Annotated in this window: 7 protein-coding genes; 2 read left to right on the plus strand and 5 right to left on the minus strand. The window is 34.4% G+C overall.

All coding sequences use genetic code 11. The features are described 5' to 3' along the window. The 4 genes from CN692_RS11375 to CN692_RS11390 all read right to left on the minus strand — a co-directional run. A partial coding sequence (locus CN692_RS11375) for a DEAD/DEAH box helicase (protein WP_142317523.1) occupies positions 1-1,259 on the minus strand: 1,259 nt, incomplete at its 3' end. A gap of 918 nt (positions 1,260-2,177) precedes the next feature. Beyond that, on the minus strand, positions 2,178-6,449 hold the full coding sequence (locus CN692_RS11380; RefSeq protein WP_098119281.1) for a S8 family serine peptidase: 4,272 nt from the start codon (positions 6,447-6,449) through the stop codon (positions 2,178-2,180). A gap of 164 nt (positions 6,450-6,613) precedes the next feature. Further along, the gene (locus CN692_RS11385) at positions 6,614-7,894 is read right to left on the minus strand and encodes a helix-turn-helix domain-containing protein (protein ID WP_098119282.1); all 1,281 of its coding nucleotides are present in this window, start codon (positions 7,892-7,894) and stop codon (positions 6,614-6,616) included. 203 nt (positions 7,895-8,097) lie between these two features. Further along, complete coding sequence (locus CN692_RS11390) at positions 8,098-9,531, minus strand: N-acetylmuramoyl-L-alanine amidase (protein WP_098119283.1); 1,434 nt, start codon at positions 9,529-9,531, stop codon at positions 8,098-8,100. A gap of 406 nt (positions 9,532-9,937) precedes the next feature. Between CN692_RS11390 and CN692_RS11395 the strand changes: the two genes are divergently transcribed. Further along, on the plus strand, positions 9,938-10,303 hold the full coding sequence (locus CN692_RS11395) for a VOC family protein (protein WP_098119284.1): 366 nt from the start codon (positions 9,938-9,940) through the stop codon (positions 10,301-10,303). 287 nt (positions 10,304-10,590) lie between these two features. On the opposite strand, the gene CN692_RS11400 is transcribed toward CN692_RS11395, so the two are convergent. Then, on the minus strand, positions 10,591-11,520 hold the full coding sequence (locus CN692_RS11400; protein ID WP_098119285.1) for a DMT family transporter: 930 nt from the start codon (positions 11,518-11,520) through the stop codon (positions 10,591-10,593). A 139-nt stretch (positions 11,521-11,659) separates the two neighbouring features. Between CN692_RS11400 and pdxR the strand changes: the two genes are divergently transcribed. Beyond that, the gene (pdxR, locus tag CN692_RS11405) at positions 11,660-13,093 is read left to right on the plus strand and encodes a MocR-like pyridoxine biosynthesis transcription factor PdxR (RefSeq protein ID WP_098119286.1); all 1,434 of its coding nucleotides are present in this window, start codon (positions 11,660-11,662) and stop codon (positions 13,091-13,093) included. Positions 13,094-13,096 lie beyond the last annotated feature (3 nt).

Consider the following 13,096-nt stretch of genomic DNA (forward strand, 5'->3'; position numbering starts at 1 on the left):
CTTTCAGCTCTGTCCGCATACCCTGATCTTTCAGCTCTTCCTGTATTTCCTGATCTTTCAGCTCTTCCTGCATTTCCTGATCTTTCCGATCTACCTGCACCTCTTGATCTGTCCGGTCTGCCTGTACTTCCTTCGTTCTCTGTTCTTTCTACTCTTTCCATTTCTATTCTATTAATTGAAAGTTTAAGTTCTTTTTCAATCATTTTCATATCTTGAAAATCTTTAGGAGTAACAAATGTAATTGCTGTACCAGTATCTCCTGCGCGACCAGTTCTTCCAATTCGGTGTACATAGCTTTCTGTGTCCATTGGTAAATCATAGTTGAATACATGAGTTACACCATCAACATCGATTCCTCTGGCTGCTACATCCGTTGCTACAAGATATTGTATTTTAGCTTCACGGAACAATTTCATGACTTTTTCGCGTTTTCCTTGAGTTAAATCTCCGTGAAGTTCTTCGGATAATAGTCCTTTTCCTTTTAACTGTTCATTTAATTTGTTAGCTCTTCTTTTTGTTCTACAGAAAATGATCGCTAGAAATGGTTCCGTCTCTTTTATTTGACTCAATAATGCATTATATTTTCCACGATCTGTAGTTTCAATAATTAGTTGTTCAATTTCATCTAGTGTAATTTTCTTTGCCTTTACTTTAATAACTTCTGGTTTTTTCATGTAACGTTTTGCAAGAGATTGAATTTGGTCCGGCATCGTAGCAGAAAATAATAACGTTTGTCTCGATGCTGGCGTTTGTTTGATAATATCTTCAACTTCATGTAAAAATCCAATATGCAACATTTGATCTGCTTCATCGAGTACTAGGAAATCAACTTTATCTAATTTTATAGTTCCTCGTCTTAAATGGTCTAAAAGTCTACCTGGCGTTGCAATGATTAAATGTGCACCACTTTTTAGTTTACGTGCTTGCTGCTCAACGTCTTGGCCACCATATACAGCAAGTACTCCGAAATCTTCGCTAACAATTCTTTTAGCCTCAGCTGTTATTTGAAGAGCCAGCTCTCTTGTTGGAGCAACTACTAATGCTTGAGTATGTGGTAGTTCTAAATTAATTCGTTCGAGGATTGGAAATAGGAATGCAAATGTTTTACCCGTTCCTGTTTGTGCTTGGCCTATTAAATCCTTCCCTTCAAATACAATTGGAATTGCCTTCTCTTGAATTGGAGTGGGCTCTGTAATACCTAATTCAGTTAAATACTCCGTTAATTCTTCACTTAAACCTAAACTAGAAAATTTATTCATTATATATACCTTACTTTCTATTTTCTATCATTAATAATAATGGTTGATTTATATATTTGTTCAAAAACGACTTATCCATTGTATCACAACGTTTATTAATCTTTTAAATTAATCCAATATAAATTTATTCGTAAAATCGTTCGGATTTCGATTACATCTGCATCAAATTATTTTTCTCATTCTTTCGATGAAATAATCAAGTATTGAAAGAAAAATTAAAATAAAGATAAATAAGAAACGAGGTATACGACATTCCTAAAAAATTACAATTTGTAATTTAAGTAATTTATCAATTTAAAAAACGACGAAAAGAGGCCGTCCAAAAAGTCAGCGTAACTGACATATTGACGACCTCTATTTAGATTCTAGAAATATTGTTGATTTAAGCCTGTCTATAAAAGCTAATGGGGGGTATTTTGGTGATGTTTTTCAATTAAAGTTGAATTGATGATCTCCATTTATAAATATTTAGTAGATTACTTTACTTTTTTAGTCAGTTCACACTGAATTAGAGCAAATTTATTAATTTTTTATGATTGTTCATCTTCTTTTGAACAAATACAGAGCTATAATCCCCATACCGGTATAGGTAATAATGTATCTATTTTGAGGTTCTAAGGAATTTAATTGCAGTTTTACTTATTTTATTTGCAGTTCTGTTAATTTTATTTGCAGATCCTCCTATTTTATTTGCAGTTTCTCTATTTTTATTTGCACTTCGTCTCTTATTTGCAGTTCTATTATTTTTATTTGCAGGCTCCCCTTTTTTAATTGCAGTTTCTCTATTTTTATTTGCACTTCATTCGAAATCTCTTTCCTACAATTCGACCGATATTTCAACTACTCTTCTTCTAACCTATAAGTATAAAAAAGAGAATGCCCAAAAATGTTTCTCTTCTGGGACATCCTCTTTAGAAATTACTCTAATCCAAGTGCTTCTAATACATCATCCAATGTATTGCTCTTATATTTTGTAGCTGCTTTAGGTGAATTGTCGTTCCACGGATTTTGCATTAGGTAGTTATTGATTACGTATTGCATATCTTTTGCATCAACAACGCCATCGTAGTTAATGTCAGCGTCACGCTTATTTGTACCCCAATATGTTTGGATGTAAATCGCATCTTTTACGTCAATGACATTATCTTTGTTTACATCTCCACCAGGAATATAGTCATAATTGACTGGTTTAGATCCTGCTGTAGTTTTTCCATCTTCTTTTACTCCGATATGGAAATCTTTAGAGAATGTAAAGTGACCTGGTACATCGATTTTTAGTGTAAAGTCATCATCCGTGATAGGTAATTTTGTTCTAAATGCAAATGGGAATGATTGAGAGTATCCTAGTTGATCAGATACGCCATATTCTTTACCATTTTCATCTTTCACGCTAATTTTTGTACCTGCTTTATTATAATCAACTTGTTTCATTTCAGGTTCTAAACCACCGAACATCATCAATCCTTCAGCTTCTACACTTGCTCTCATGAATGAATATGTCGGTGTAATATAGAAATATGGCTGAATTCCTTGTGTCGTTACAGTCGTGTTATCTACATTTGTATAAACAGCGTTAAAGAATCGACTTGAACCAGTTCCATTGTAGAAGTTCATTGCCCCTTTATAGTACTGGTCTTTCGCTTTTAATGTTAAGTCTACCAACGATACATCTCCAGCAATTCCTGTATTCGCTAAATCTCCAGTCGCTGTTGCAGTAACTGTCATTTTAGTTAGTGAACCATTAAATGGAGCAGTCGTATATTGAACATCTAGTTTGCCTTTAAATGCTGCATTCGGTTGTACGTTGATTAAATCAAGGTACTGACTTGGGTAAAGGAAAGTGAATTCAGCTTTCTTAACATTTGTTTTCACATTTTTTGTGGAGAATGTAACAGTTGTTGATTCCCCCATATCAATATGTTGTTTATCTGAGATTGCAGTTGTATAAGCAGTTCCTTTTCGAACAAAGTATGCATCAACAAAGCTACCATAGTTTCTAACAGATGATTTAGTATAATCTGAGAAATCATACTCAGTAATTGCATTTACTATTGGACCAGATGTACTTAATGGTATCTCCGCATTGAAATTACCTTGTGAGTCTAGTGGAATGCTTTTTTCTTGCGAATTATTAGGGTTATAGTAAGTAAAGTTATTATCTGCCTGTGAAGCATTGATGCCTGCTGCTTTCATCTCATCTATTTCTTTATCAAATACATTACCTGATACAGTCACTTTAGTGTCAGTTGGATTTGCAGTTTCGTAAATGCCTCCAGCTTTCATATTGTTCATTGTTACTTTTGCTTCTTTGACACCGTTGTAAACTGGTGCATCTGCAGTGAAAGTTTCACCTTTATCATTTGTTCCGACCATTCTAATTTTCCATAATCCTGGATCAATCTCTTTAAGGTCATATGCAATTGGATTATTTGTATCACCAGTTAAAGGATAGTATTGACCATTATTTAAAACTCCACGGAAGTAATACTCGATATTCTCGTCTGCTCCCATTCCGTCAGCTGAGCCGAGGAATCCGATTTCTTTATCTGTTTTTGGATCCACAATGAAGAAATCAAAATAACGCATATGAGAATTTAATTTAAAGTTAACACCAATTGACCATCTTGTCGCATTGCTTGCTGCTTCATATGGTACTGTAAAAGCTGACGGATTACCTGTTAAATAGTCAATTCCTTCTTTAACTGTATGAATAGCAAATGGAATTTTATATGTCTCGTTAGGGTCCTTTTGGTTTGTATACACTACATAGCCTTCATAAGTTCCAAGTTTTGCAGTTTTAGGAACTTTGATTGTAGCATCCATATTGCTACTACTGTATCGTTTTACTTTTACTGATGATTTTAAGTCTAATGTAACGCCATTTGCAGCAGCATCTTGGTCTGCTCTAGAATCATTTGTGTATCGTGCATCCAATGTTTGAAATTGAACTTTAACATCATATGTTTTATCTACTGAACCTTTATTAAATAGTGTGATTGAACGTTGATCTGACAGGTCTTTACCAGTAACAGCTTGTTCACCAAAGCTTAATGCACCAGTAATGTTTTTAATTTGTTTAATTCCTTTACTTGCCAAAGTGGTTACTCCATTATTACTTGCATTATCTTTTACTGTTGAAGTTTTGTCTTTTACTTGAATTTCTGTACTCGCATGAACTGCATCATATGGGTTCACTCGCCCTGCTCCAACTTCATATACACTGTATTTATCAGATAATGGATCTGCTGTGTTCATAAGTGTTGATTTAATATCTGAAGGAGACATATCTGGATGAGCTTGCTTTAATAATGCTGCTACCCCAACAACGTTTGGCGTTGCCATTGAAGTTCCAGATAAACGCTCATATGCGTATTGATAATTTCCAATTTGATCTGCCCCGTGCATATAGGAAGGAACAGTTGAGAAAACAGATACTCCAGGAGCCGTTACTTCAGGCTTAATATCGTATAACACACGAGATGGACCACGTGAACTAAATGGCGCTAATTTATCACCCACAGTTACCATCTGTTTCATGTTATTAAATGTAAAGCCTAGAGATGTGCCTTTTGATGCGCCAGCTACAGGTAATTTAGCTGCCAAAGCTTTTCCTTGTGCATTATTCAATAAGAATGTAGGCAGTAAGCCGTAACCATCTCCAAGATACACATCACCTAAAGGAACATCTGCATCATATAAAACAACAGCTTTTGCACCATGTGCTTTAGCAGTCGCAATAATTTGAGTGATCCCATAGCTACCGCGCTGTGCTAAAACCACTTTTCCCTTTACATCGATTGGATCTGAATTTCCAGCAGAACCCATCCAGTAACTAGGTTCACCACCAAAAGACACATTCACCATTTGTAAAGTTTGCCCTTCAAAATCTGCTACGTTATCTGTTAAACCTTGAGCAGCTAATTTTAGATCAACAGGTATATCACCTGTTGTAGGGTGTAATGCACCTGAAAAACTTGGAATTGAAACAGATGTATCGCTCGCTCCAACTGTAATTGCTAAAGGTGCATTACCAGGTGCGCCAAGTGAATACATTCTATCTCCTGAGTTTCCTGCTGCAACAATCGCAGTTACTCCAGCAAGAACGGCATTGTTTACTGCAATACTCGTAGGATATAGTGGATCATTATAATTTGCTCCAAGAGACATATTAATGATATCCATTCCATCTGAAACTGCTTTATCAATACCAGCCAAAATTGCAGAAGTAGAGCCAGATCCATATGGTCCTAAAACGCGGTAAGAATAAATATCCGCATCTGGTGCAACACCCTCAACTGCAAAATCTGCATTATTCTTCGCTTGTCCAGCAATAATTCCGGCTACGTGTGTCCCATGCTCGGTATAGTAAGCTTCACCGCTGGATCCCAATTCAGGCTGACCAGACTTCTTCCAATCGGCATATGTTGTTTCCATTGGGTCATTGTCGTTATCTACGAAATCATAACCGCCTTTGAAAGCACCTTTTAAATCTGGATGATTGTAATCAATCCCAGTATCAAGAATTCCGACTTTTACACCTTTTCCTGTAAAACCTTCTTGATGTAGTTTTTCAACACCTGGGAATGTAACCATCGTATGAGTTGCAGTTTGCTTCGCCTGCGTCTCCTTAATAGAAGGTGGCTCTACTTGGACCTGCATATCACTCCAGACGGCTTTTACTGAATTAGATTTAAGTAAAGCCTTTACTTTGTTTGCTGGTAGAGTCATAGAGACCCCATTAAATGCTTTTTTATATGATCGTTTAATCGAATACGGATTTTTCTTTGATTTTAATTCACTGCTAAAAATAGTTTTTAAGTCTTTTTGGAAAGTTTCATGTGATGCATCTACTTTTTCTTTCGCATCCTCCGCTGTTAGATTTACTCCATCAGCTTCTGCTTCTAAAACGGCAGTCTGCTGTGGCTTGTCCTTAAACTCGACAATGACAGAAGTAGGCTTATCACTTGTTTGATCTACTTCAGGTGACAAATTAACTCCCTCTTTATCATTTAGCTTTAATTGCTTAATTGCCTCACGTTGCTGAGGCGTAAGTTTTGCTAATACTTGTTCAATCTTCGAAGTTGCTTGTGCATGAACTTGATGTGAAAAGGAGATTGGTGTAATCGTAGTACTAATAAGTCCTGTTGTTAATGCTAATGTTGTAACATTTCTAAACATTTTCTTTTTCAACTACTATCCCTACTTTCTTTTCTTAATAAGTTCATTATATTGAGATTTGATATAATTTTATTTTCTGAAAATTACGTCAAATTGTATTTTTTTTAATTTTTTTATCTAAACTTTAATTCTTCTAATCTATATTCCACAGCTTCAATTTCTTTAAACTACATAGACTAAGCAAAGTTATGTGAAGAACTCTCTTTAATCCCATTAATACTTAATAATTGTATATACTTATTTATTTGGTCCGAAGTCGCATGATGTTTATATCTCCAGTAAACTAGTAAGCACTTATTAAATCTTTCCAAATTTCCTATTTGATTTGCTGTATAAGCGACATCCAATATTTCATCTAGCGCATTTGGAAATTGTAAGCTTTCACACTGAAACAAAGCATCTGCATATCGAAACTCCAAATATACTTTTTGTTTTAACCAAGATTCCACTCTTTCGTCCAACTCATCAATCTTGTGCTCATATAAATCTAATATTATTTTAGCATCCTCTAAACGGTTCAAATGAATATATGCCTCAAGCACCTTTGGTAAACCAATATGTACATCCTCTCTATCTTCTAACCATGTAAGATACTGATCTACATACTCTAAATAACCATAATCCAAATAAGATGCAAGTCGATTTCCAATCGCTAAATCTGCAAAATAATCATTTACTTGAGCATAACTGTCGGTTAGTTCAATTATTTCTTCAAGCGTTCCTCCAAGACGTGCTAATGCAAAGCTCTTATACATGAGAGCTCTTCCATAATATTCACCGTCTTTAACAAGCTTCCTTAACCTCTCAGCATAATAAAGTACTTCTTCCCATCGCTCACGCCAATAGTAAAATGCGACAATCCATAAGTAGGCTTCTTTTATAACTTTTTTTGGCATACAAAATAGATATTCCACCACATCAGTCAATGCATGCTGGGCGTCATCAGTCATCCTTAAAATGTAAAACCGCCGAAAATAACTAATTGCCAACAGTTCCATAATATTTTTCGAATCATTTTCAATAATGATTTCATACAATAGCAATGATTTTTCTTCTTCTCCTGCTTTAAAAAGCTCTTCAGCAACGAAGAAAATGTAATTCAAATAATTGGCCCGATCAGTGTCCGATTTCTCTGTCGTCATAATTTGTAGCAACCTTTGACAATGTTCCTCGTAACCTTTCAAAAAGCACTTAAACAAAAACTGTACACTTTTACGCTTATCCAATAGTTGTTCTTCATTGAAACATTCCTCAGCAAAATGTGAATAAAGTGCACCTTCCTCTAACTCAATAGCCTCTGTAATAGCATCCAAATATTTAAGTGTAACCGAACGTTTGTGATTTAAAAGACGACTTATTTCACTTATATGTATACCTGACCTTTGAGCTAAATCCGTTTTTGTCCAGCCTTTCTTCCGACATATCAATTCAATTTCTTTATATAATGCTGCGTTCATTCTCCTCACCTACCAATTATTTTCTATTGTTTTTTAACTTCTTAAACTTTTAAGCAAAGATTACAATTTCATTATAACGATAGTTGACTTGATTTCATTTCCGAAAAATTTTGTCAATTCCCATCAAATTCTAAGAAATTCTATGAAAATTTTTTTAAAAAAGGACTCTCCATTAGTCATATAATGACTTTTGGAGAGCCCTATTAATCGTTTATATAATATGAATCTACGTTATATCCTTGAATACTTAAGTAATCTAGTATTCCTAAATAAATCCCTTCAGCTGCTTCTTGCTGCCAAATCTCATTACTTAGCTTTACATTATCCGTTGGATGATCTATATAGCCTAATTCAGTTAAAATTGATGCCATCGTTGATTCGCGAATTACTTGAAAGTTTCCGCTTTTAGTACCACGATCCTTTAACTCTAATTTTTCAACTAGTCTATTTTGAATAGTTTCAGCAAGTGTCATACTATCTTCTAATTTCGTCGGCGAATTAGTAGGAGAAGTCTTTGATTCACCATAATAATATGTTTCTGTTCCATTTCCATTATGCGAAGAAGATGCATTAATATGGATACTAATAAATGCGTTCGCCTTTTTGGATTTAGCAAATTCGACACGCTGATTTAATGTTGGATATGTGTCAGACTCACGAGTAAAATATGTTTGGATCGGTAGCTCCACTAAATAATCGTTTAAAAATTGAGAGACATATAAGACAATCATACTTTCTTTATAGATTTCCCCGCTACTTGTTTTAAATGTTGCACCAGGATCACTTCCACCATGCCCTGGATCAATAACTAGAATAAAATTTTCTAAATTCATATCGTCATCGCTTATTTGCTGGATATATTTCGCACTAACCCACCCAACAATCGTACCAGCTTCAATTTCATACCATCCATCTTTTTCTGCTTTAATTTTAACTACAGTACCGACTTTAATGCTTGTTATTGACTCATACGTAGTTCCCGGGCCAGTTCTTACATTTAAAGATGAGGTAGTAACTCGTCCACTTTTATCTTGTTGATCGATTGCTGAAGTGTCTCCACTTGGTGGCTTTGTTGTTGGGGGATTCGGTTTACTCTCTTCTGGTGGTTTCGTTGAAGGCGGTTTTACTTCGTTAACAATTTGTATCACATACGCCGAACTTACCCATCCATATCCTTTGGTTGTATTTATTCTGTACCAAGTAGATTTTTTTTCTACGATTGAAACTTTAGTACCTTTTTTTAGAGTTGTAATTACCTTACCCGTAACACTAGGACTTGTTCTTACGTTTAGTGAAGATGCAGTTATTTCACCAGAGAATAAAACTTTTGGAGCAGTTGGAGTTTTTTTAACTAATTTAATATACTTTGCTGATGCCCAGCCTGTTTTTTTACTAAACTTAAACTTATACCAACCATTTTTTCTTTCAGTTATCGTTAGTTTATTTCCTTTTTTCAAGATCATGATTTTACTATAGGCAGTGCTTGGTCCAGTTCTCATATTTAAAGAAGCCGCAGTAACTACGCCGGTTTGTGTAGTAGCAGCTTTACTACTATTTGCTCCAAAAAATAGACTACTAGATAGAATAGATAAAATCATACTTATTTTTAATACATTATTCCATAGTTTTAAAAGCATCTTACAATCCCGTTGCCATAAATTTATTGAAATCTATACATACTTCCTATTTGATGTAATGATTTTTTCAAACAATTAGGCAACGTCCTCCTTCCTAATTCAAAAAATTTAATGTTCTTTTTTCGATCCCCCTCTTACTTTCCAAATTTATACTAAAGACGATATTCGAAGTTTCTCAGCCTAAGAAGAAGACTTATGGCGAAAGCAACCCTTTTTGCCAAAGTCGGCTAAAAAACTGTTCTATATTTATATATCGGTAAAGGGGGTATATTTCTTTAGAAATTTTGACGTTTTTTAGAAAAGTAAGCTAATCCACATTTATTAATCCATTAATAAAAAGGTAAGAATACATTACATAAAGAATAGTTAATACAGTGAACATAATACTAGTTAAGGAGCTGTTTAAATGAATGGAGTTTTAGATATTGTTATTTTTTGTAAGGACACAAACTCTTCTAAAAATTGGTATGAAAAAGTTGGATTTGAATATTTAAGAGGCCATGAAGATATGCACTGGTTTAAAGTAGGTGATGGTGAGGTGATGCTTCATCCGACAGAAACACAATCAAATACAGATGCTGTCTTTCAATTTGTAGTAAAAGAAGTCGATCCACTATTTGAAAACATAGTAGAAAAAGAATTGACTCCGCTAGATTTCTCAAATGGAGAAAAGGTCATCACAGAACCTACTGTTCAACCATGGGGCTATAAGGAATTTTGCTTACGAGATCCAGACGGTTATATTTGGGCATTTGTACAAAAATCAAATTAAACTGCAGAAAATCCACGAGATATTTAATTCCTTGTGGATTTTCTGCAGTTTTTTATTATATTTTGCTTACATTTTGATCCACTTCGCATTATATCAACGAGATTTAGTATTATATCAACCGGTATTAGCGATATATCAACGGGCTTTAGCATTATATCAACGCCGTTCACAACTTTATCAATATTGTTCAAAATATGTTCGCATTTTTCAATATTGGCCCCAGCTTATTTTGTTGTTATATCTTGCACCACACAAAAAACCTTATGAAATGATCATAAGGTCTTACATTACTCTGAAACATCCACTTCTTTTTTAAAAAGCTTCCCTTGCTTTCTATACATAGAAAAAGTTGACCAATTTGCAATGAATACACCGGATAAGATTAATATTCCACCAACAGCCATGATTGGTTTAATTGGTTCGTCCATTACGAAATATCCTAATACACTTGCAATTAGCGGGGATACATAAAGCCATGTTGATGGAAAGACTGGGTTCGTTTTCGCTAATAACCAGCTGTACAAACCATGACCTCCAATTGAACCTATAAAAATAAGGTACAATATTGGCCACTGTGCATCCCAAGAACTTAAAATTGAAATATTCGGTTTTTCTATTACAAATGAAAATAGCAGAAGAAATATTCCACCATATAGCATTTGAAAAGCATTGATTAAAAACGGCGATACACTATTAAAATCCGTTAAGACTTCTTTTGAAGTAATAGAACCTAATCCGTAAAATGCTTCCCCTATTAATACTGCCACACAAGCAGCCACCCATAAGTAAGAGATATGTTGACTAATCCCTGGTAAACAAACGAAGATCACACCAGTAAAAGCCATTATTAACGCTATTAACTGTTTACGTTCAATTCTCTTATTATTACGTTTTAATTGAAAAAGTAAAATCATCATAGGACCAGTTGCAGACAAAACTGCAGCTAACCCTGATGTTATATACTGCTCAGCCCAATATAGTGTTGAAAATGTCATAAAGGTTAAGCAAAATCCAATATACATTAGTCGCTTTGATAATATAAATTTTTTCACATTTTGTCCTTTAAGAAGAAAATAGGTTATGACGATCAATCCCGCTAAGGTAAATCGTACGCCCGCTGAAAATAAAGGTGAAACCCCTGACTCAATTCCAAATTTTATTGCAAGAAAAGTTGTACCGAAAATAATACAAATAAACAAATAATTAATAATGATCATTTCATCACCCCTTTGATAAAGGTATTATATTAAAGTGGGAGTATAACAGTATAATAGAGCATATAACAGTTAGCTATTTTCCCATTGACGATTGATCTTTTTTTTAATAACTTATTATTTAAAAACTAGTGGTGAAATGATGAAAATTCAAGTCCATAAAAAATCAACAGTTCCGATTTATCTCCAAGTAAGTACACAGATTGCAGGTAGCATTCAAAGTGGTCTACTCATGCCTAACGAGAAATTACCATCTTTACGGATTTTGGCCGATGAACTTTCAATAAGTGTTTTAACAGTTAGAAAGGCTTATAAATGGTTAGAGACAAACGGCTATGTCACGGTGGAGCAAGGTAAAGGAGTATTTATAAGAAAGAAAGTGAATAAAACGTTGCAAGTAGACTCAAGCTCTAACTGGCAACAGACTTTAGGAATCAATATTGTCAGGTCACAATATTTAATAAATAGAGAACAGCTAAAATATGATTTTTCAAAAGCAGTTGTCTACCCACGTCTACTTCCTAATAAATTTTTAGCAGATGAAATGCAAAAGCTATTAAGAGAAGATGCCTCTATTTTAACAACTTACGGACCTGTTCAAGGAGATTTCGAACTAAGAACGGAAATCGTTAATCACTTATTTGAATTTCAAAAAATACGCTGTAGCGCTAATCATCTAATCATTACAAGCGGAGTGCAGCAAGGAATTGATTTAGTCGCTCAAGCATTATTAAAACCTGGTGATTCAATTATCGTAGAAAGTCCATGCTACGGTGGTGCACTTGATATTTTTATAAATAAAGGGATTCATATAATACCAGTCGAGATGGATGAGGAGGGCATTCGATCAGATTTAGTAGAAGACTTGTGCATTAAATTCATGCCAAAATTAATTTATGTTAACCCTGCCTTTCAAAACCCAACAGGAATTTCAATGAGTAATGATCGAAGAAAAGAATTAATTGAACTAGCACAACGCTTTAATTTCTTTATTCTTGAAGACGATTCATTTAGTGATATTTATTTTGAGCGATCAATTCAATATTTTCCGCTTAAGTATTACGATCAATCAGATCATGTCATCTACATTAAAGGGTTCAGTAAAACGTTAGCACCCGGTATTAGAATTGCTGCATTGCTGGCAAATGGACCAGTCTTAGAATGGCTACTCGCAATAAAGGCTTCAATGGATGTAGGAAGCCCTTTACTAACTCAAAAGGCGATTTTACCATTTTTACGAACGGATCGAATGCGAAGTCACGTTGAAAAACTACGAATTGCTCTACAAATCCGACGTGATACAAGTGTTAACATACTATCTTCACTTAGTGATCAACTAGATTGCCGGATACCTGATGGTGGCTTTAATTTGTGGCTGACATTTCATGAATCGAATCTAGATATTTTTGAGTTATTAAGAAAAGCTACTAAAGAAAATATTTCATTTTTGCCAGGTGTAGCTTGTTATAACAATAAAACAGATGTTGCTTCACTTCGTATTAGTTATTCGCTTGTTAGCGAAAATGACTTATCCGATGGATTAGAGAAGCTATGTACAATCATCAGAACAAGATAATTT

The sequence above is a fragment of the Bacillus sp. AFS002410 genome, assembly GCF_002556365.1.
GTDB lineage: Bacteria > Bacillota > Bacilli > Bacillales > Bacillaceae_G > Gottfriedia.

Coding starts and splice junctions, on each gene's coding strand:
- CN692_RS11385 (WP_098119282.1), bottom strand. CDS start 7,894: ATGAACGCAGCATTATATAAAGAAATTGAATTGATATGTCGGAAGAAA.
- CN692_RS11390 (WP_098119283.1), bottom strand. CDS start 9,531: ATGCTTTTAAAACTATGGAATAATGTATTAAAAATAAGTATGATTTTA.
- CN692_RS11395 (WP_098119284.1), top strand. CDS start 9,938: ATGAATGGAGTTTTAGATATTGTTATTTTTTGTAAGGACACAAACTCT.
- pdxR (WP_098119286.1), top strand. CDS start 11,660: ATGAAAATTCAAGTCCATAAAAAATCAACAGTTCCGATTTATCTCCAA.
- CN692_RS11400 (WP_098119285.1), bottom strand. CDS start 11,520: ATGATCATTATTAATTATTTGTTTATTTGTATTATTTTCGGTACAACT.